General features: G+C 41.7%; 13 protein-coding genes and 1 pseudogene. 10 read left to right on the top strand and 4 right to left on the bottom strand.

What is annotated here, in order from left to right:
- Positions 1–14 precede the first annotated feature (14 nt).
- The 4 genes from H6G75_RS30120 (at position 15) to H6G75_RS30105 (ending at position 3,354) form a co-directional block, all read left to right on the top strand.
- Positions 15–728 (top strand): diacylglycerol/polyprenol kinase family protein, encoded by a 714-nt coding sequence (locus H6G75_RS30120; protein ID WP_190983572.1) that lies wholly within the window; start codon positions 15–17, stop codon positions 726–728.
- Positions 729–916: 188 nt separating this feature from the next.
- Positions 917–1,633 carry an SDR family oxidoreductase gene (locus tag H6G75_RS30115; RefSeq protein ID WP_190983571.1) on the top strand — a complete coding sequence of 239 codons (717 nt, stop codon included), beginning with the start codon at positions 917–919 and terminating at the stop codon, positions 1,631–1,633.
- A 604-nt stretch (positions 1,634–2,237) separates the two neighbouring features.
- Positions 2,238–2,837: a tRNA-(ms[2]io[6]A)-hydroxylase gene (locus H6G75_RS30110; protein WP_190983570.1), complete on the top strand. Its 600-nt coding sequence runs from the start codon at positions 2,238–2,240 to the stop codon at positions 2,835–2,837.
- A gap of 109 nt (positions 2,838–2,946) precedes the next feature.
- Positions 2,947–3,354 carry a VOC family protein gene (locus H6G75_RS30105; RefSeq protein WP_190983579.1) on the top strand — a complete coding sequence of 136 codons (408 nt, stop codon included), beginning with the start codon at positions 2,947–2,949 and terminating at the stop codon, positions 3,352–3,354.
- A 66-nt stretch (positions 3,355–3,420) separates the two neighbouring features.
- On the opposite strand, the gene H6G75_RS30100 is transcribed toward H6G75_RS30105, so the two are convergent.
- Positions 3,421–4,362, bottom strand: a complete 942-nt coding sequence (locus H6G75_RS30100) for an LPS biosynthesis glycosyltransferase (protein ID WP_199338082.1) — start codon at positions 4,360–4,362, stop codon at positions 3,421–3,423.
- Positions 4,363–5,501: 1,139 nt separating this feature from the next.
- Here H6G75_RS30100 and H6G75_RS30095 point away from each other — a divergent pair.
- From H6G75_RS30095 to H6G75_RS30080, 4 genes are all read left to right on the top strand, one after another.
- Positions 5,502–6,422: a DUF11 domain-containing protein gene (locus tag H6G75_RS30095; protein ID WP_190983569.1), complete on the top strand. Its 921-nt coding sequence runs from the start codon at positions 5,502–5,504 to the stop codon at positions 6,420–6,422.
- 1 nt (position 6,423) lies between these two features.
- Positions 6,424–10,014 carry a hypothetical protein gene (locus tag H6G75_RS30090; RefSeq protein ID WP_190983568.1) on the top strand — a complete coding sequence of 1,197 codons (3,591 nt, stop codon included), beginning with the start codon at positions 6,424–6,426 and terminating at the stop codon, positions 10,012–10,014.
- An 8-nt stretch (positions 10,015–10,022) separates the two neighbouring features.
- Positions 10,023–12,194, top strand: coding sequence for an OmpA family protein (locus tag H6G75_RS30085; protein ID WP_190983567.1), 2,172 nt, complete (start codon positions 10,023–10,025; stop codon positions 12,192–12,194).
- 215 nt (positions 12,195–12,409) lie between these two features.
- Positions 12,410–15,046 (top strand): DUF11 domain-containing protein, encoded by a 2,637-nt coding sequence (locus tag H6G75_RS30080; RefSeq protein ID WP_190983566.1) that lies wholly within the window; start codon positions 12,410–12,412, stop codon positions 15,044–15,046.
- A gap of 189 nt (positions 15,047–15,235) precedes the next feature.
- On the opposite strand, the gene H6G75_RS30075 is transcribed toward H6G75_RS30080, so the two are convergent.
- Both H6G75_RS30075 and H6G75_RS30070 read right to left on the bottom strand, forming a co-directional pair.
- Positions 15,236–15,589 carry a hypothetical protein gene (locus H6G75_RS30075; RefSeq protein WP_190983565.1) on the bottom strand — a complete coding sequence of 118 codons (354 nt, stop codon included), beginning with the start codon at positions 15,587–15,589 and terminating at the stop codon, positions 15,236–15,238.
- 255 nt (positions 15,590–15,844) lie between these two features.
- On the bottom strand, positions 15,845–16,084 hold the full coding sequence (locus H6G75_RS30070; RefSeq protein WP_190983564.1) for a hypothetical protein: 240 nt from the start codon (positions 16,082–16,084) through the stop codon (positions 15,845–15,847).
- A gap of 267 nt (positions 16,085–16,351) precedes the next feature.
- On the opposite strand from H6G75_RS30070, the gene H6G75_RS30065 reads away from it, so the two are divergent.
- Both H6G75_RS30065 and H6G75_RS30060 read left to right on the top strand, forming a co-directional pair.
- The gene (locus H6G75_RS30065) at positions 16,352–19,543 is read left to right on the top strand and encodes a hypothetical protein (protein WP_190983563.1); all 3,192 of its coding nucleotides are present in this window, start codon (positions 16,352–16,354) and stop codon (positions 19,541–19,543) included.
- Positions 19,543–22,692 (top strand): helicase C-terminal domain-containing protein, encoded by a 3,150-nt coding sequence (locus tag H6G75_RS30060; RefSeq protein WP_242051694.1) that lies wholly within the window; start codon positions 19,543–19,545, stop codon positions 22,690–22,692. Before H6G75_RS30065 ends, H6G75_RS30060 begins: the two co-directional genes overlap by 1 nt.
- On the opposite strand, the pseudogene H6G75_RS30055 reads toward H6G75_RS30060, so the two are convergent.
- Positions 22,689–22,791 (bottom strand): annotated as a pseudogene (locus tag H6G75_RS30055) (IS5/IS1182 family transposase); the annotation flags it as partial. The gene H6G75_RS30060 and the pseudogene H6G75_RS30055 overlap by 4 nt on opposite strands.

Genomic DNA, 22,791 nt, shown 5'->3' with positions numbered 1-22,791 from the left:
TTGACCAGTGACAAATGACCAACGCTGATCTGATTGGACTAGCCGCTTCTTACACCTACGCTATAAGTTTATTAGCCCTTGGTGAAGGACTGCGAAAATTTTGTGGTATTCAGCCAGACTTAACTCGCAAAGTTATCCACATCAGCGCCGGAATGTGGATTTTTGGTGTACTGCTGCTGTTTAAACAATGGCAAATTGGGATTATTCCCTTCGCTACCTTTATCGGTGTTAACTATTTGCTTTACCGTTATCGAATTATCGGTGCAATGGATACTGAAGATAGTTCCCCAGGGACAGTTTATTTTGCAATTTCAGTCACGCTACTTTTTGGGTTATTCTGGCGACCAGATAATTCAGTTGATCATGTCCCCATTGCTGTGGCTGGAATTATGGCTATGACTTGGGGAGATGCTTTAGCCGCATTAATTGGTAAAAGTTTTGGACAACATAAATACCAAATCGGTTCATCTGTACGTTCTTGGGAAGGTTCACTGGCGATGTTTTTAGCCAGCACAACAGCAATATTTTTGGTACTGATATTTTTACCCGGTTCTTTTTTGAGTCCTTTTGCTGTACCTTTGAGTGTGAGCAAAGCTTTGTTAACAGCGTTAATTAGTGCGAGTTTCGCCACTTTAGTTGAAGCCATCTCACCCCACGGTACAGATAACCTCAGTGTGCCACTAGTTACCGCAGGTGTAATTTGGGCATTGATGCAGATTTCAGTATAGTAAAGTGCTGAGTATACACACCATATCTTCTGCTCACTGAGCGCAGTCGTTCGCGTTAGCGTCTCCGCAGGAGAAGTGAGCCTTCTTCCATTGATTATTCCTTTCTGTCAAATGATGGGTGTATTCTCGCTTTACCCCTTGTATTTTAAAAGTTGCCACCCTAAAAGTCTGATGTGGAGAAAATCACCATGAGTACAAACCAAAAAATTGCCGTCGTCACTGGTGGAAATCGTGGTTTAGGCTTTGAAGCCTCTCGTCAATTAGCTAAACAAGGCTATAAAGTAATTCTCACTAGCCGGGAAGAAGCTAAAGGTCAAGCCGCAGCGCAAAAGTTACAGGCTGAGGGTTTAGATGTCATTGCTTATCCTTTGGATGTTAGCAGTAATGAAAGTAGTCAAAGTTTAGCTGAGTTTATTCGGCAGCAGTTTGGCAAAGTTGATGCACTGGTAAATAATGCTGGTATCTATATTGATACTGAAGCAGGAAGCAACAGTATTCTAAATACAAAAATTGATACTTTGCAGACAACAATTGATACAAATGTTTTTGGTGTAGTGCGTGTTACCCAAGCATTAATTCCCTTAATGAAAGAACGTAATTATGGGAGAATCGTGAATGTTTCTTCAGGGATGGGACAGTTAACAGATATGGAGGGAGGTTCCCCTGGATACCGCATTTCTAAAACAGCTTTAAATGCCGTCACCCGAATTTTTGCTAGTGAATTAGTTGGCACAAATATATTAGTTAATTCTGTATGTCCTGGTTGGGTGAAAACTGATATGGGTGGCGCAAATGCACCACGTACACCAGAACAAGGGGTTGATACAATCGTATGGCTGGCAACCCTTCCAGATGATGGTGAGACTGGAGGATTTTTCCGCGATCGCCAACCAATAGCTTGGTAAAATTTTGTATTTAGTTATGAATCGATACAAAGAATTCATGATAATTAATCAGCCAAAGTTGGCAAAAATATACACTTTTCTTGACATGGGGATCACTAGACAAAATTTATTCAGTAATCTCAAAAAACTGTGTGGGCTGATACAGTAATTTCTGAATGGCTATTATATTGTTTATAAGCCCTTTACTTTTACCCTTATGGCGGAAATATCCGCTACAAAAGCACCAAAGCATATAGATAATTTCTCCTAAGAAAGTAGGATTGATAAACTTCAACCACAATGTTTCTGTAACAACATAGGAAAATTTCTATGCTTTGGTGATTTACTTAAAATTTTGTCACTAATCAATAGTCAGTTCTATTTTTGAATAAGTATAGGTTCTGAAAAATAAATATTAATCACCATAAAAATATAGCAATCCTCAATAATTTACAAACCTATCTCTCCCTTGTCCTCCTTGTCTCCCTTGTCTCCTGTTTTCTTGACTACACCCCTACAGCTTTTAAGTTTCTCCAGCGATCGCACACCCTAATTCGCCCCATTCGCTATTACAATCGAGTTGCTGGGATACTCAGCAGGATTGCCATTTTTATTGTTTTAGCCTGTGCTTACTTCTGGATTACCGACTATCAACGTCCTCAAGCAACCCACCTCTGATGCTTGGGTAGAACAAGCGATCGCAAATTTAGATATTATTTTGCTTGACCATTCCCACTGCGAACGCAAAGCCGCAGGGGTGGCGTTAAATTTTATGTTTCGCTATCCTTCTAATACTAAAATGGTCAGGGAATTAACTGCGATCGCCCGTGAAGAATTAGAACACTTTGAACTTGTCAACCAGTGGCTAGAACGTCGCAAAATTCCCCTTGCACCCTTATCGCCGCCTCCTTATGGTGCAGGTTTAAAAGCCGCAGTCCGTCCCAACGAACCAGAGCGTTTTTTAGATTCCTTACTCGTCACCGGCTTAATTGAAGCCCGCAGTCACGAAAGACTAGGACTGTTAGCTGCACATTGTCCAGAACCGCAATTAGCTAAATTTTATAAAAGCTTAATGGCCTCAGAAGCCAGACACTTTGGTACATACTGGGTTTTAGCAGATACTTACTTTGATCGCCAAATCGTCCAGCAAAGACTTAATGAGTTAGCAATTGTTGAAAGCGATCTCCTGGTAAACTTGCATCCAGAGCCGAGAATTCACAGTTAGTAGAGCAAAGTGCTGAGTATTAACCAGTTAAATTCAAGGCTTTGAGAAATTAAGACTGTTCTAACCTCAGTAACGAAGGCTGTATATTCACTAATAGACATCATACTTTATCATGATTCAGTTAACACATATCAGGCTGTTAGTAAACAACTACAAAGATTGTTTCTTCTTCTACCGTGACGTGCTGGGCTTTTGGATTGATTGGGGCGATGAAAATAGCGGCTATGCTGAGTTACACACCGGAGATAACCTCAAATTAGCCTTATTTAGAAAAGATTTTATGGCGGAAGCAATTCCCAGTGCTTATTTACCTTCAGCTTCAGACTGTCACAATAAAATGGCTTTGATTTTCGCCGTTGATAACGTTGATGAAGTGTACGAAAAACTCAAAGAACGCAACGTGACAGTTGTCACCCAACCTTTAGACCGTCCAACTTGGGGACTCCGCACTGCTCATTTTCGTGACCCCGATGGTAATTTAATTGAAATCTTCAGTAATTTAGGAACTGTAAATTAAAGTTGTCAATAGGGGTGAAACTGTTACTTGTTTCCTACCCCCACCCAAGAACTTTTTCAACAAACCCTAGATATAAAGGAAAAGTTGTCTGCAAATAGCAAAATTAGCTAACCTAGTAGGCACTTTAGAACCTTTTAGAACTGGTAAGCGGAGAAATTTACCTGTTAGTAACCGTGCTATTCCTTTTATTCTTGCTTGTAGCCTCACTGAGAAGAAAGTGAAATAATTTACGCCTTGATTTGTAGCATACATCGGCGTAAAAGCCAGTCGATTACATAGCACATCTGCTCTATGAGTTTTACTTAATCCGTGACGAGAATGTTCTAAATTAGGTAAGCCGCCATGCTCTCCATAATTGCGGAAGGGAATATAGTTTTTTAACTTGTGACGACGAAGAAAACTATCAAGATAAGTATCCCAAGTAGAATAAGCATTAGGCTCCAAGTTATTTATGAGTTCTTCTGCAAACTTAATTAATTGTGCTGCTCCTTGGGGAGTAACAACGTAAGCAACGGTTGATACAGAAAAACCTTCTGCATAGCCATCAGCAGAAACACTATATATTTGAGATGCACAAGTATATAGCCAACACATGCCCACATCAGTTTGATAAGGGTTAAAAGGTAGGGGAAGTTTGCCAAACCCAACAACAGGTACAAAATCTGCCTCAACAATTAAAGTGGGTTGATTTTCCCTGGCTGCTATTTGCCAAGCTCTTAAGTGATTGAGTAAACAGAGATAACTGGGAGAAAAATGTTTATATTGCGGTTGGTGTCTCTGTCTGAGGACTTCACACTGTAACCCTTCCTTAATCAAGGATGTTTCTAGTAAATTAGTTTGTTCCTTATAGGCAATAATAAAAGCTCTGCCAATAACATCAGCAATTTGTAAAGAAGGAAAACTTTTGTTTTGGGATTCTCTTCGGGAATATGCAGAATCTTTGAGAATTTTTTCAAGTGTGACTTGAGACTTAAATGTTTTCTTATTTTCAAGGGTTAACTCTAACATGGCAGTGTTCCTGATGACTATTAATAATGTTTATCTACCGAGTAAATAGGAAATAATATGTATTGGCGCAAGGATAAGAGCTACAAGCTGAATGATTATTTCTTACTTGTTAATACTTACTGTCGCTGTTTATTTCCCAAACAACTAGGGTGGTCATACTTAGATAAATTCAAGAATCAATGAAAGGTATTTGATTTTTAAGTATGCTAAAATAGCGAGGAATTCACTTTTACTTGCTTATCTTTTTTAAAATCTTTAAATTAAAATTTGGCAATGAATGATTTAATTACTAGGTAAAAATTATTTAGCTATCGTCTGTTGTGGAATATTTATCAGTCATCCACATTTGGTAAATAGTGCTTTTTTCTATAAACTTCTGTATTTCTATGTCCGTATAATTACTATGTTAGAAATAAAAGTATTTTCTGGTTATTGATTTAGATAGTAAATACTAGGACAAGTCTCGAAAATTCATTGTAATTTAATTGATGAATATCGTAATCTCTACATTGACAGTTAAAAATTTGGTTCTGTTAAGTAGCCAAGAATGATTTTCCTGTAAATTAATTGACAATTAATATGATGGTAGTTATATTTGATTCAAGTACGTCGCTGCATCTACCTGAATTCTGAGAGCATTTACCTAAAAATAGATAACAGTCTTAGGCACCATATTTTGCCTGAAAAGAAGCATAATTATAACCAAAAATCTTCTGAGAGTGATTTTAATCACTAGATTCACTCTCAGAAATAAATACATTAGATTTCGGAATGAATACTGGAAGATGAAAATCGTTAATAGACAAACTAAACTTGTCTGCCTAGGCAGACTTTGTTTGTCTAGAGCAAGACTTTCATCCAAACGGACTATTTTGGAATTAAATATTTGCATCGATGCAAACTTTAAAAAAAGCTCTTGAACATAGGAAAATGTAAATTTTGTGTATTGCTTAGTAGAAACGTCTGGATGTAAAAAATATTGCTATGAAGAGCATAATATTCAATTTAAATATTCAAGTTTAGTTCAGACAAGGGTGTTTTAAATAATCATGATTAGTTAGCGTCAATCATAAATTCTCCTCATTGTAATTACTGATAATTGATTCTTTTGGCGGAAAAATAGGTTTTTTAATTTAGCTATGAAGTTCATAAAAGACTGGAAGCAGAATCATCTTCTTCTGCTGGTGTTGCTTCCTGGAATTTTTTCTGTTGGCATATCAGCCGTAATTGCTGATGAAACTACTAATACAGCTGTGTTGGGAGGCGACAATATTCAGCCTGTTACTTCCAATACTGTGTTTTTTACTAGAGGTGCAACTGCATTAGAGATTGTCAAAACTGCCGATCGCATCGCCGTGGAACCAGGTGATACTGTCGTTTATCGGCTGGTTATCCGCAACACTGGTAACTCTCCCGCCAGCAATATTACCCTGACTGATACTCTCCCCCTCGGCTTGAATTTCGAGACGCGATCGCTGCAAGTATCTTTAACCAGCAATAATACCACCACACCCGTAACGGTATCCAGTAGCCGAGATAACCGCACAGTAACTATCAACTACGCTGGTACTATCCCTGCACAGGGAACGATGAATGTAGCCTATGCAGTCACCGTCACGCCCGATGCTGTTCGCGGAAGCGGGAAAAATCTCGCAGTCGCCGCCGCGGGTAGCATCCGTAGTAATACAGCCAGCCACTTACTCAAAATTCGTCCTGGTATTATCTCCGATTGTGCAACTTTAATTGGACGAGTCTTTATTGATAAAAACTTTGACGGTGAACAACAACCAGGAGAACCAGGGATACCCAACGCCGTAATTTACATGGATGACGGAAACCGCATCCTTACTGATGCTAACGGGATGTTTTCTCTGGCTAACGTGATTGCTGGTAATCGGACTGGAACTTTAGATTTAACCAGCCTACCCGGATATAGTCTTGCACCCAACCTCTACAACATCGAAAAAAATAGCCAATCGCGTCTCGTCCGACTCGCACCCAGAAGCATGGGACGGATGAATTTTGCAGTCACACCAGCATCAGGGGAGGCGCGTAAGTAAGATGACACAAACTAGTGCTAGAAGAACTGTATTGACCGTTTGTAGTGCCTTTCCGATTCTCCCGGTTGCGAGTGCTGTTGCACAAACACCCCCACAAACTCAGCAAAAAGTTGAATCGCCTAACCTACCAGAGTTAATCGCACCTGTAGAAGATGATCTGGAAGTTGTTTTCTCGCCACCAAGACCAAGCCAACCTGACAAATTGATAGTTGCAAATGACAAAGAGGTAGATGCTGAATTATCTTCAATTTCGTCAGATCATATAGATGTTGGAGAGAAAGCCGCAACTTCTATTAACTCAGAAATTCGCATTATCACACCAGTTGCAGGTGTAACGACTGCCAAAATGACTAACTTGGGAGTTCAATATCATCCTGATAACCAAATCACGGTGACATTGAATGGTAAACCCATTGATGCGTCTATCTCCCAATACTTGCATAAAGACGAAGCGCAAAAGTTAAACACCTTAATTTGGTATAACGTGCCGTTAAATAAAGGTGAAAATACTATTACTGCTCAAGGTGCTGATGGTAAATCAACCAGTGTGAAAGTCACTGTTGAAGAGGTGCAGAAAAAAATTGCGATCGCACCTACCCAAGAACCGAGAATCCCTGCCGATGGACGTTCTCTCATCACCTTAGAAGGTAAAATTACCGACGAAAAAGGCGAAATCATCACCGAAGATATTCCTGTCACCTTAACAGCTAGTGCTGGTCAATTTGTCGGTGCAGACCAAGATAAAGATGCAGCAGGGTTTCAGGTACTCGCGCGGAAAGGTGAGTTTACAGCCACACTGCAAGCAGGTTTAATCGCTCAAAACGTGAAAATCCGTGCAGCTATAGATCAAGATGCAGAGATTGAAGCTTATACCAATGTAGAATTTATTACCAACTTACGTCCTTCATTAGCCACAGGTAGTATCAATCTTAGAATTGGCGCAGGTGGTACTGATTACCGAGGTAGTTTCCGCGACTATCTCAACCCCGATAAAATCGGTCGCACAAGTGTAGATGTAGATGCAGCCGTCTTCGCTACAGGAAAAGTTGGAGATTGGTTATTTACAGGCGCATTCAATAGCAAACGTCCCCTAAATCAAGACTGTAACGGAGAAAATCGCCTGTTTGGTGGTATCCAATCTTGTGAAAAAGACTATCCAGTTTACGGTGATAGTTCTAGCTTTACTAACACTGCGCCTTCTACAGATAGTGTCTATGCTCGCATTGAACGCACACCAGACATCCCCGGTGCAGAATCAGACTATTTTATGTGGGGTGACTACAGCACCGAAGAGTTTGCCAGATCATCCCAGTTCTATACAGCTACCACCAGACAACTCCACGGCTTCAAAGGTAATTACAACTTCGGCAACCTGCAACTAACAGCCTTATATGCCAACAACATTCAAGGCTTCCAACGCGATGCAATTACCCCCAACGGAACCAGTGGTTACTACTTCCTCTCTCGCCGTTTAGTTATTCCCGGTAGTGAAAACGTCTTTATCGAAGCAGAAGAAATCAACCGTCCTGGTACAGTCTTGGAACGTAAAGCCTTATCTCGTGGTTCCGACTATGAAATAGATTACGATCGCGGTACATTATTATTCCGTCGTCCCATCTTCGCTACAGAGTCCAACCCCTTCGGTAAAACTTTGGTACGCCGCATAGTTGTTACCTATCAAAACGACGCTGGAGAAGACAGCAAACTTTACGCCGGAAGACTGCAATATAATCTGAGAACTTCCGAAAATACTCAAAACGGAAATCCATTTATCGGTGCAAGTTACCTCAAAGAAGACCAAGGACAGCAAAATTTTGAACTATACGGATTTGATTTCTTTGCACCTTTAGGTAATTCTGGACAAATTATTGGGGAATATGCACACTCTCGCCACAATACCCTCGCCTTTGGTAACATCAGTGGTTCCGCGTACCGTTTAGAAGCCAGCGCGAATCTCGGTAAAAACTTCCAAGGACAAGCTTACTATCGTTCTGTCACCGAGAACTTTGCCAATAACGCCACTTGGAGTTTCACACCTGGACAAACTCGCTATGGTGCAGCCTTAACTGGGAAACTGGAACAAACCACCAGCTTTAGTCTAGGGTACGATCGCGAAGACAATTTTGGTATCGCCCCAGCCGAACGCACCCAGTTAATTGACTTATTCAACCCCCAACCCCAAGCCGCACCAGGAAGCAAAATTAATAATTCCCTCACCACCATCCGCGCAGGTATTCAACAAAAAATCGGTCAATCAGATTTAAGCCTAGAATACGTCAACCGTTCCCGCGAAGACCGCATTACTAACCAATTCAACGGAAACGCCAGCCAGTTAGTCTCTCGTCTTGACGTTCCCTTATCCGAATCACTGACATTTCACGCGCAAAACGAACTTAACTTAGGTAAAAGCGACCCACTCTATCCCAACCGCACCACATTTGGCTTAGATTGGGCATTGTATCCTGGCGTAAGTATGCGACTAGCACACCAATTTTATGAAGGTGGCTTATTACAAGGCAATGGCATCACCAGCCTAGATACAATTGTCGAACATAAATTTTCCCCAGATACCACCGTTAGAGGTCGTTACTCAATTTTAGGCGGTGCGGATGGAATGACTGATCAAGGTTCAGTATCCCTCAATCATGGTATTCGCCTCGCGCCAGGATTAAAATTAAGCCTTGGTTACGAACACATCTTTAAAGATATTTTTGGTGACTCCGCCACAGGTATCAGATTTGCTCAACCTTACGCAGTCGGACAAACTGCTTCCTCATTAGGTTTGTTTGCGGGTGATGTTTACAGCATTGGCTTAGATTACACCGATAACCCCAACTTCCAAGCCAACGCCAGATTAGAACATCGTAGCGGTAGTGAAGGCAATCAGACAGTAATTTCCGCCGCCGCATCCGGTAAACTTTCCCCAGCTTTAACTGCGGCGGTACGCTATCAACAAGCAGGTGGCGCAAACCAACTCTTACAAGGACTAGGAGACACCGCAAATCTGCGCGTTGGGTTAGCTTACCGTGACCCCAACGACGATAAATTCAACGCTTTATTAGGATACGAATATCGCCAAAACCCCGCCACCACACCCGATACCTTATTAGCCGGTAGCGGTAACGGTTCCATAGACCATATTTTCTCCGCCGAAGCGATTTATGCACCCAACTGGCAATGGGAACTGTATGGTAAATACGCCTTCCGCAGCAGTTCTACTTCCCTATCCGAAGATTTTACCAACCATAGCAGCGTTCACCTAGCACAGTTACGCACAACTTACCAACTAGGCTACCGCACAGACTTAGCCGTAGAAGGACGTTGGCTAGGTCAACCAGAACAAGGCTTCAACGAATTTGGTTTAGCTGTCGAAGGTGGGTATCATTTAACACCAGATTTACGAATTGGTGTAGGTTATGCGTTTGGGAGTGCAGATGACCGAGATTTTAGCGGTTATCGCTCCGCCGGTGGCCCCTACTTGAACATCAGCTTTAAACTCAACGAACTTTTCGGTGGTTTTGGTAGGCAAAAAGTAGTACCACCACAACAGCAAGAGTCAGTAATTCAACCAGTAGCCTTAGAGTCGAAGTGAGGAGAACAATGATACCAAAAAACCCCCCTAATTCCCTAAAACCCACGAAAAAACCCTCTCTTCTTCCTCTTCCTTTGTGTCCTTTGCGCCCTTTGCGGTTCGTTCCTTTCTTACTTATAACCCTACCCCAAATTGCGATCGCTCAATCATCCCCTACAGCCTTCAGAGTCATAGTCAACAGTAACCAAGACGGACAAATACAACCAGACGACAAACTCACCTTACGCGAAGCCATTGCCTTAGTAAACGGTAATCTCTCCGCAGAAAAACTGAGTAACCAAGAAAAAGCGCAAGTACAACCCAGTAACGACAACGCGCGAATAGAATTTAACTTACCGCCAAATCAAACCACTATCCAACTACAACAGGAACTACCACCTCTAGCCACACCAAAATTAATCATAGACGGTACTAGTCAACCCAGTTACGATGCTTCCCGTTCTGCAACGGCGGAAATTGCCATCCCTCAACCAATAGTTGCTATCACTCCCGCCGCCAACCAAGAGATATTGCGTGGTTTTACAGTAGTTGCTGATAATGTGCAGATTCGCGGTTTAAGTATCTACGGTTTCCGTTCCCTGAACCAAGGCGCAACCTTAACCACACCACCAGCTGATATTTTTATTTCCCATCGCTTACCACCTCCCAATACCAAACAGCAACAACTACCAAATAGTAACTTTCCCTTTGGAGACAAAGACATCCCCCCCAAAGGCGTGGTAATTGAAAACAACTGGTTAGGCATTACCCCAGATGAGAAAATGCCAGAGAAAACCTCAGCTTTTGGTGTCTACGTTTTTAACAGCACCGGGACAACAATCCGCCGTAACCGTATTTATTACCATGAAGGTAGTGCAATTATTACCTCAGTCCGTGCCGAAAATACCTTAATGGTAGAAAACATCATTGTTGGTAACGGTATAGCCGGAATGCCTGATGCTGTGAGATTAGAAGGCGTAATTGCCAATTCTCAACTGCAAGGAAATTTGATTTGCGGTAACGATGGGGCTGGTGTTTATTTATTCAAGCCCACAGGTAACGTCAAAATTCACGATAACCGCATCACCTTTAACGGTAGACGTTTGCGCCGCGCCGCAGTTTACTTAATGGGGAACGAAAATCAAGTCAGCGATAACGAAATTCGCCACCAAACCGGGCCAGGAGTAGCAGTGACAGCATTTGGTACTCATGGTACTTTTGGGAGTGCGATCGCAAACATCATTCAAAATAATCAATTTAGCGACTTAGAAGGTTTAAGTATAGACCTCAACACCCAGCAACAACTAAACATCAGCGACTTTCAACGGGGAGACGGCCCCAACCCCAAACGTAACAGTCCCAACCGCAGACTTGAAACAGCCAATGGCGCGGTAAATGCACCAGAGTTTGCCAGTTCTCAATTATTGCTAGTGAACGGTCAAGCCTTAATTAGCGGTCAGGCCGACCCTGATACTCAAGTGCAGATATACCGCGTCCAGGGAAACGAGAACTACGGCCCCTTGAGTGAACCACTTACAACATTAACTGCCGATGAAAAAGGTAACTTTAGCGGTAGTTTAACAGGTTTGCGGGCTGGGGATAAGATAAGTGCGATCGCCACCCATCCAAAATACGGGACTTCCGAACCAGCTTATAACGCAGTCATCACAGACCCCTCAGCAAAGAACGACTCACCCTCTCCCGTAAAAAATTCCCCACCGCCCAAATGTGTCAGCGCACCACCACAGCCTGAACCAACCCCACAACCCGAACCAAAACCAGAACCCATCCGACTAAAAGTCCCCCGCATCATTCACTTTGCCTTAGACAAAGACTTCATCAGCCAACAAAGCAGCACAGTTCTTAACCAAGTTGCCCAAGTCTTACAACAATATCCCTTCATTGTCATTGAAATTGAAGGTCATACCGATATTCGCGCCAGTCATGCCTACAACTTAGACTTAGGCAAACGCCGCGCCATGTCTGCCAGAAACTACCTCCTAAAACAAGGAATTGCCGCCGAAAGAATGACCATTCGTTCATTTGGCGAAAAACAACGCAGAACCTCCGGTAACACCGTCATCGATACAGCCAGAGATAGACGAGTAGAAATAATTTTCAAAGATACCAGAGGACTAGAAATCATCCTTGAAGAACAAGAAAAAGACTTGCAAATAGAAGCCATCAGAGGCGGCAGGTAACAGGTGACAGGTGACAGAGTTAAAAGTTAGGACTTACGCAAGAACTCTCTCAAACTCTTATAACTTCGTGTCCTACCCTGCGGGAAGCCGCTATCGCGTCTATGCGCCCTTTGCGGTTCGTTTTTTCATAATTTTGCGTAAGTCATGATCCTCCGTGACCTCTGTGCCTCTGTGGTTCGTATTTCTTTGTGTCCTTTGCAGTTTATTTATTCAAAATGCTAAAACACCAGACCTCTCACAACCATTTCCTAAAACTAATTCGTAGCGTCACCCTCATCCTCACTACCCTCAGCTATCAAAGCCTCATATTACTCACCCAAACACCAGCCACAGCCCAAGTCACACCCCAATTATGTGCCACCCCTGGCAAAGATGGCCCCAGCAGCTTAGGTGGCATCATCAACACTTATTACCCTGGTGCAACCAATACAACCGTTGCCGCAGGCTCAACCTCCATCCCCGTCGGCGCAATTAACCCCAACGGTGCTACCACTCCCATTACGGCTGGTGACTTGTTGCTCATCATCCAAATGCAAAGCGCAGATATTGACTCCAGTAACACAGATAGTTACGGTAATGGAGTTTCTGGCGGTGGCAATAATAGCAATGTTAACCTTGCTCCCGCCACCACAGGTGCTAGTGGCAACCTTAACAATGCCAACTTCACAGCTGGTAATTACGAATATGTTGTTGCTACCGGGCCGATATCTGCTGGTTCCATCCCCATTCAAGGCATCAATGGCGGAGGATTAATTAATTCCTATAGTAATACCCCATTCGCTTCTCAAGGACAAAGAACCTATCAAGTTATCCGTGTACCGCAATATTCCAGTGCCACCATGAGTTCTAGTCTCACCGCCGCACCTTGGAACGGTGCTTCAGGTGGAATTTTAATTTACGACGTTGCAGGCAACTTAAATTTAGCCAGTGCCACTGTAGATGTGAGTGGTATTGGTTTCCGTGGCGGTGCAGGTCGTAACCTAACTGGTGTTACTGGCCTCCTGCGTACAGATTATGCAACTTTATCCACTAGTGATGCCAACGGTTCTAAAGGAGAAGGTACTGCCGGCACACCCCGCTATGTACTAAACTCAGCCACCATCTCAGCCACTGATACTGGGGTTGAAGGTTATCCTGGCGGGAGTTACGGCCGTGGCGCACCTGGTAACGCTGGTGGTGGTAGCACCGATGGTCAACCAATTAACAACAGACATAATTCCGGTGGTGGTGGTGGTAGCAACGGCGGTACTGGTGGTTTAGGCGGTCGTTCTTGGACATCTGGAGTGTACGTTGGCGGTTTTGGTGGTGCTAGTTTTCCTGCTAACAGTAATCGTGTGGTTTTAGGTGGCGGTGGTGGTGCTGGCACCACAAATCAGGCAACTAGCGCAACTACAGGTGTTCCGACTAATGGTATTGCTAGTAGTGGTGCTAATGGTGGCGGTATGGTGTTAATCCGTACTGGCAGTGTCAGTGGTAGCGGGACTATTAATGCAAATGGAGCTACTGCTTTTGATGTGCGTCAGGACGGTACTGGCGGTGGTGGTGCTGGTGGTAGCGTGGTGGTGATGGCTGCCAATAATAACCTTGCTGGATTAACTGTAAATGCCAGAGGTGGTAATGGTGGTAATGTCAGATATAGCAATGCGGCTGAACCTTTTGGTGGCGCTCATGGCCCTGGCGGTGGCGGCGGTGGCGGAGTTGTTTTTACTAGTGCTGGTGCTAGTGTTAACGTTACAGGTGGGCAGAGTGGCACATCAAGAGACCCCATTGATCCCTCTGACCCTTATTTTGGTGCTACCGCAGGTGTAGGTGGTATCAGCCAAGCTGTTGGTGCTATCCCTGGTGCTAGTTCTGGCGCACAATGTATTCCGCAATTAACTATTACTAAAACCACTAGCACGCCAGGGCCAATTATCAAGCCAGGTAAGGCAACTTATACCATCACTGTTGCCAATGCTGCTAACCGAGCTACTGCTACCAATATTGATATTACCGATCCTTTGCCGAGTGGTTTTAGTTTTGATGGTTCTGTTACTCCGACTGTAACATTGAACGGTGGTGCAACACGCACTAGTGTGAGTAACCCAACTGCTGGTGCAACAACGCTGAATTTTGGTAGCTTCAATATTCCCGGTGGCGCAAGTGTGCAGATTACCTTTACTACCGATGTAGCTGCTAGTGTGCCTGATGGAGTGTACAACAATGGTGCCACTGCAACTTATCTTGACCCTACCCGAACAATAGCAAATGGCACAACCAGCGTCACTTACGACCCCGCAACAGTAGGAGAGGAAGTAGCAGTAGGTTCTGCTACACCCACACCAATTGTCAGGTTGCGGGGTGTGAAACGAATTACCAATGTTGTCAGAAATGGTTTGCCTTTGAGTGGCGTTAACTTTGGGAGTTTTATTGATGATCCTAATGACCAAAACGATAACGCTTCAGGTTGGTCTCAACTTTCCCCAGTCGGAATTATTAACTTGAGTTCGCAATTCACTTTACAAAGTGGCGATGAAGTGGAATATACAATTTACTTTCTTGCCGATGGCAACCAGCCAATACAAAACGCCAGATTCTGTGACCCTATTCCTACAGGTACAACATTTATTAGTAACAGCTTTGCTTCCGCTAGTGGAATTTTAGTAAATTTAGCTAATACAACTACACCCAGAACTAATGCTGCGGATGGCGATAATGGTAGCTTTTTCTCGCCTTTAGCTCCTTTAAGTGCCAATAATGTGTGTCCTAATCAAACTAATCCCACAGGTGCAGTAGTTGTGAATTTCGGCATTCTCAACTATACATCAGGTAGTAATTTCGGTTTTGTACGTTTTCGTGTCCGTGTGGATTAATAGAATGATTGGGAGAGTTCACAACACTTAACTGCTACAGAAGGATAGCATTTTTGATTGAGAAGACTTCAAATTAACAAAATTTTCCATCATCCAGGAACAAGGAGGACAAGAAATAAAGATGTTCTGAAATTATTGAAGATTGCTATAGCAAGACTGTTATGTAACACCTATTTATCCTCTTCTTTTTCATCTTGCATCATATTCTAACTTACTGATATAGTTAATATATTCTTCATGGTATTCTCGCTGTTCTAGTAGCCTGTCTACTCCCTGAATATTAACTTTTTTTAGAATTTCTCTTGCTATTTCCATAGCCCTTTTATTCATCGTTAGAGTTTTTTTGCTGTCTGATAGTTCTAACAATCCCTCTTCCACCAATTCATTAATTATCTCGAAATCAAATCCATTCCAGCCACTAATGCCAGTAAAATTTTCTTTAGATTTATCACGACTGTTGTTGATGTATCGATTGTGCTGATCTCCGCTTGAAAGGTATATAAACATTAAATATAAAGGTTTCATTACTGCGTAATATTCCATAAAAATTCTTCGACTTTCTTGTTGTTTTTCAAATTGATCTACAAGGTTACAAGCTTGACTATAGGCATCGCCTTGAGTATTACAAAACCAAGGAGTTTGTAGTAACTCTTTATCTTTATTGCTGCACTCTGCTATAAATTTTTTGCTAAATGTTATATCTGATTCTGGAATTTGAAATACAGTGATTTTCCATCCTTTTCTGTTTTTAGTGAATATTTCTTTTTTGTTTGCAAGTAACCTTTATTTTTCTGCTTGCTATTTAGCTTGCTTCTCTAACAATAACCGTTCACGTTCTGCTTTTTCTCTAGCTTGTTTGTTTTCATAAGCATCATCGGGAATATTTAGCTGTTTATTAACCTCTGCCCAGAATTGACTATCTTTTGCATATAGACCTTTTTTAGTCAAGCTATCAATAAATTCTTGCCCACAGGCTTGAATAGCATTTTTTTTCAATGCTGCTAAGTTAGTAAATGCTTCAAAATTATTCCTATCCATTTTTCTCAGCCAAAATTAGAACTTACATTAAGTAAGTCTATGAATTTATATTCATTAATTTTTATTTGTGTATTTTTAGCAATTCACATTTGAATACAAATAAAATATTATTTTAATATTTATTTAAATAAATATAATAAACATAAGATTTTCCTGCCTTGACAGATTAGACACATTTAAGATAGAAAAAATATGTAGTCCATTTGCTGAGGCTGTAGAGTTCAAGCAAATGAAGCAGTCGCAAGACTGAATTATTAAGGAAAAAATATGGTGTCACAAGGTACTGGCGCACACGTTGAACCGCGTTCACTTAAGCCTTCTATTGACCTCGCTACAGTCATAGAATTGCTTGCTCAAGCTATTTCTCCTAGCAGTAATCAGGCAAATTCAAACCAGCTAAGTCCCAAAGGGATGCAGTTGTTTGAATTTGATGACAAACAAAATAAACGGTTGAGAATACGTACTTCAGCCGTAATGTACCGCTTATTTACACAACCTAAGTTTAAAGAGGCTTTTAACCCTACTAGTGGTAGTGGATTTATTCAAAATTTATCGATGCCTGCAAATGGTAATAGGTCGCGTGTTGGCGGTTGTTTGAGTGATGGCAATGCTACAAAGTTACCAGGTGCAATAGACAGATTAATGGCTGCTGTTGACGAGGCACTAAATCATGCTGTACCTTCTGACAGCTTATTATCGACATTGCTGTTAAATGACCCTGATCAGCAACTCGAAAAACTGGCTATAAAAGCAGGTACACGTTTCCAGAATATATCTAACACTGGCAACCTCGTACCCATAGCATTTAAAGCAGGAGATACTAAAGATAGCAAGTCTGTGGCGACAGTTATTTCTGCACGAGAAAGAGTTGAAAATACTGATTATTTTGAGCAAATGTGCAGTGCTGCCGCACAATATTTGAAAGACGAACGCGACAATGATGAAGATGATGTTGATTCATCGATCGCAACTTTAGAAGAGGAAAAAAATCGATACGATAGCCAAATTCAGCGTTTTTTAAATTTTATAGACGATGAAGCATTGTCACGAGTCCGATTAACAATTAGCTTTCGGATTATGGAGGCGATCGCAGAAAATGCCAAATCAATTAGCGAACTAGAGTACCAACTGTTAGCAGAATATGTCAATCGAATACTCATTCTAGTGACATCGGCTCAAGAAGAGGACTATACATTTGATTTAACAGCTCATTTTGGTAGTGCATCTGAATTCGACTTGGCTGATGAACTCAGTAAAGCAACCTTTTATTATTGTCTAGCTGTTTGGCCTGAGTGGAAAACTCAAATTTTTGAGAAAAAGACTGACAATCAAGTTGAGCGTGAAGTATGTTATCGTTTTCGGGTCAACGGAGACAACCCAGAATCAGGTAAACCTGCTTTTGAAGTACGCATTGAGAACATCAAAGAATATTTATTTAGTGATGATGAATCTTCCTTACAAAAACCTTGGGAGCTTCGTCGTCGTTTAGCTCAACTCATTTTTTTGGCAGTTGTTGTTCCTAAAAAAGATGAAGCCTCGCTAACTAAGGAATCACTCACCAATGTAGTGACTGAACTCCGAGCAAATTTTCAATCACAGGGTAAAGACGCTATTCGCCAGACTTTAGAAGGATTACAAGAACGCTCAGAGTCAATGAAGTTGATTGCCAAAGCACTGACGAAAGTATTGCGAGACAAGAGCCAAAAAATTATATCCCAAGTTAAAAATCACTCCTCACAACAATTCATCTGTGTTAAAAACAGCATCATTAATTGGGATCGGCTAGAAGGAGCAACACCAGGTGTAAGAAAGTTGCTTGTAGAGCCACAACAAAATTCCAGCGAACAGGTTGAATGGTTTAAACACATTCAAATTTGTGAGCAACCAGCAAAATCTCTATTTTCGGTTAAGGTTACTACTGAGCTTTCGGAGTATGACTTAATAGCCAAAGGCGCACACAGTCAAATAAGAGCCAAGCGTTTATTGTCGCAGAAACTCTTGCAAGTTTGTTGGGTTCCTCGTTCTTGGCAGAAGGGACAGGATGGGAAATTGACTTATGAGCTGTCTACAAATGCTTCTCAATTTGCTGGGTGGGCATTACCAGCTGCAATCATAGTGGAATACGATGTTGAAACTGTGAAGCGGCGAGCGAATACAAAAGAGGCTGAGGAAAATAAGCAGTATCATGCAGCCGCAGTCACCGCCTTTACTGTGCTAGTTTACTGCTGCTTGTGGCAGATCATTACACGACTACAAAAACGTGGTCAAAAGGAAAAATCGGTTGACTTTACAACCTTAATGTTGCGGCTACAAGAAACCGGAAAACAACTAGGTGAAGATAAGGACAAGAGTGGTGATGCTTATGTTTACGCAGCCGCGCAAACTTTGGAAGCTATATTAGGCGAAGATACCCCTATCCGAATGCAGGGACTTATTCTAGAAAATCTGGCAAAACAATCCAAAAAAAACCAAGATTTTATTAAATCCGGGACTTTTAAAGCCTTATTAAGTGCATTTCCACTTTGTATTAGTTGCCCAAATTCCGCTTCTGCCCCCAAGATTGGTTTAATTTCCTACGCCAGTCGTCCCTGTAATGAGGGAAATTCTCTGAATGATGAAGAAAATGCCTATCTTTTTCTGACTCAGAGTTATATTGCTACAGCTGTTAGTGAACCGTTTATAGGTTATGAACTCAAAAGAGAACGGATGCAGTCTGATGTGCTTGATTCTCCGGAACAATTGAAAACGCAACGTCTAGTTCAAGAAGAAATTCGTCATCTCAAAGCCCAAGGATGTCAGCACATTATTTTATTAGCTCATGCCTATGGCGATCGCCGCATTAATCGAGCCGCAGATTACAATTCTTCTTTAATCCCTACAGAATTTTTAGAAGAAGTCTTTCAAACATTTCCTGATATCAACATTTACCCAATGGTGCGGGATGTGTTTCCAGCTACACGTCTGCGCGATCGCGGGTACAATGAAGCAGCATTTGAAATTTTGCAAGCTGAAGACCATACAAGTTTCTGGAGTTCTGTTGCGACTTCCGAAGATTTTCGTGATTTTATTCCGGTTTATACCTTTGCTACACTTTATGCTATTCAAGCAGAAGAACGCATACAATCTGGTTTCTGCATTTATTTTCTGGTTTCGGATACAAAAGTTCGCAGCCTTAACTCAATTCAACGCTCTCGTCAGCATTTGATTAACCCTGATTTAGACTCTCCTATTCATCCCTGCTTACTATCTGTACTCCGGGGTTTGCATTTTATTGAAGCTGAACGAGGCGTGTATAAAGGTCAACTTAGCCCAGTGCTAGACCCATTTAGTTGGATCTCGCCTAATACAGTTGAAGAGGCTGGTGAAGTCAAAGTTCTTCATACCCGCCGCAAAGGACAGGTATTGCTTAATTATCGCGCTGTACTCACCCACGTTTCTCAAGTTCTGCACAGGAAGTAATGGAATTATCTTTTTTAGAACAAGCCTCTATTTGGGGGCAGGTATTTGAAATCGCTGTCAAACGCGGTGTTTTACAACAGTTAATTCACCAAAACTTACTCTTGCAAGATAATAAGGTTTTCCAGCTTTGGCAATCTCACAAAAATAAAGATATCTCCCAACAATTGGTAAAAGCATTCAAACTGACAGATGCTAATACTAAAGAATGGGTAGAGACAATTCTGCGTCATCTGCTGGTACTCGGCTATGGTTTAGGTTGGACAGCAATGCGTGAGTGTCTCAACCACAGTCACATTAGAAAACCTAAACTCAAAGCAATTTGGTGTCCGTTGACATTTCCAGGACAGCAGATGCAACGGGATGAAGAAAAAGAAGCGACAGCAAAAGCATTTCAAGAAACTTTCAACATACCAGGGAAACCAGATGAGAATTTAGTTAACCGAGGACAACCAGCCAGAGCCGATTTTATTTTATGGTTGTCTAATGAATATATCCTTCACAGAAACACACAAGAAGAGGAAGTTATACCCTCTAAAGACTTTAAAACTGATTTCTCCCAGCCAAAAGATCCAAAACGCAAAAAAATTGAGAACTTAATTATCTGCCTAGAATTTTCGTATAACGCACCCATCAAATTTGCAGATTTTCAACATGAAATGCCTCATACAGAAGAAATGAGCCGCTATGCTCGTTACATTGAATCACGAGGGGTCTTCTCTAGAGTTTGTGCAGAGGTTGAGGGTGAAGAATTTTCAATTTCTAAAAGGTTAGAAAACTTTCTTTCAGCATTTAGCGGTCAAGATAAACCTTTATTCAAGCTCTGTCAGGCATCATCTTATACAGATCGCCTGATTCAGGAGTTACACAAGCATAAGCTATTAGAAGGAAGTTGTCATGCTAGAGCGATGGCTGTCACATCCAATGGTATTGAAAGTCTTGTTGCTCATTTCTGGGGTGTAGAACCAGAACCAGATACTAGAGCCGAGTTAATGAAATCATTGGGACAAGCATATCGCCAGGCTAAACATTCAAATGATGATGTGCCACTCGATCTAGATGCAGAAATTCGTTTAGTGTTCACAAAGCTAGTGCGATCGCTACCGTCTGCTTTTAAAGAACAAGCACAACATCTAGCTGACAACCAAACTCTAGGTCAATACTCTCACTTTCTCTTTCAGGAGAATGTGACGGACTTTTACAACCCAATGGATGAAATTAGCAAAGCTGAGGCGATCGCATCTATTGAAGACCACGACGCATTACATCAGTTTTTTGGAGGCGACCCCAGCTCACAAATTGCCAACTTTGTCAACGACATCAATCCCAACCAGGAAACAATTCGTCTACGAGAAGTACATGAGGCAGCAGTTTTTGCTGGTATCACTGCTGCTCAAGTTGGTAAAATTAACGTTCTAGCGTTGGAAGGAAATCCGGGTATTGGTAAAACTACTGCTGTGATGAAATTTCTCAAACAGCAAAAGCAGCAGGATCGAGGTTTTTTATTTTTGTATCTCAGTCCACGAGTTGTAATTAATCGAGATGTCACCGATAAACTTGCTAGAGAAGACAACAAGCAACCTACTGGAATATTAACCATTACCAGTAATAAAAATTTGATTGATGCCGCTCCCGAATGGTATAAAAAACAAGTTCAGCAAAATAATTTTCCACCTCACAATATTGATAGTGCTGTTGTTATTGATGGTATTGAAAACCTCATACCTCCTCCTAGCAATATCTTCTTCCTCACTCCAGAACAAGAACTTGATATTGATTGCAATATAGTCGGTTCGACTCGCTTTAAACGCCGTCTTAACGAACGGGATTACAGCGTAGAATCTCTTTATAGTCCTGGTGTATTGGGTACGATAGCAAAGTCAGCCCAAGTTTTGCTCAAAGCTAACCCCCAATTGAAACAGCTGGTAATGACTGCTGCCATTCAAGGTTATCGGACACTCAACGATCAATCAACCACAGTTAATGCTTTCAGCAATTTGTTTGTACACAAAGATGCCAGTAAGAAGCTTGCAAAGAAGGAACGTTCAGAATTTGCAAAGAGAATTCCTACTATAGTTGTCATGGTCGATGAACTCGCTGGTGATGGTGCAGGCGCACCCTTTGTCCGTAAGTTAGCAGAATGGTTAGAACAGCAATTTATTAAACCGTTTGATACAAATCAATCTCCATTTAAAATTGTGCTGATTCTGGCTGATGCTTCACTCAGCAATGAAGTTGTGTTGGATAGCTTTTTGAACTCAGGCGATCGCGCTCCTGATAAAGTATTAATTAGTCAAAGTCGAGGGGAAGCACCATTTCGGGTGACAGGGAGCGATAGAAAAACTGGCTTGAAATACCCAACGCTACACGTCATGACAAATAGCTACCCCGCTAGTAAACTCACCATTGATTACAGTATTAGGTTGTCTCCCATTAAACCAGGTCAAAATAGCGACGGCACAGAGCAGACAATTAGACAAGCAATTAGAGAAAAATCAGAAGAAGAAACGCTAACAAATGCGTACTTAGAAATCAAGGATGGGTTAAACAAGGGAGCAGAGCAATTGATTTTCTTTGCTCAGGATAAAGCGTTTCTACGTCAGTTACAAGAAAAATTGACCAGTGGTAAAGAAGCTCTCCTCAACAGGGAAGATGTGGAGGTTTTGGATCAAAGTGTATCACCCGATCAGCGATTGAAATTAGTAAAGCCGCCACGACGCGATGAAGTCCGAGTTTTATTGATGACTTCTTCAGGTGCAAGAGGTGTTTCTTTCCCGAAAACAGATTGCATTATAGCTGCAATTCCCCGATTTAATATCGAAGCCGCTTTAATGGAAGTCGCGCAATTAATTTATCGAGGTCGCGGAATGTATACACACCCAGAAACCGGACTGCCAGTTTCTGGAGATAACAAAGCAAGACGCTTAGTTATGCTCATCAATGATTTCATCATTGAAAGAGAGGATATTGACCCTAAAAGGCTATGGTTGCGTCAGTCAAGTGATTTATTAACCTTGTTGGTAATGTTACGCTCTACAATTCTTACACGCATCAAAGGTGATGCAGGACTTAATAAAAATAGAATTGCATTTGTTCCCGTTGGCTCTGTTGGGGATGAAGAATTAGAGACCATTTATAAAGTAAATCTTTAGACGGCTAGACGACGTAACATAATACGAGTCATAACGGCATATATAGCAGCTTCACTCATTTCAGGAAGACGTTCGTAATCCTTACTCAAACGATGGTAC

The organism is Nostoc sp. FACHB-280, assembly GCF_014697615.1.
Taxonomy (GTDB): domain Bacteria; phylum Cyanobacteriota; class Cyanobacteriia; order Cyanobacteriales; family Nostocaceae; genus Nostoc_B.
This window is presented reverse-complemented; position numbering and strand designations above follow the sequence as displayed.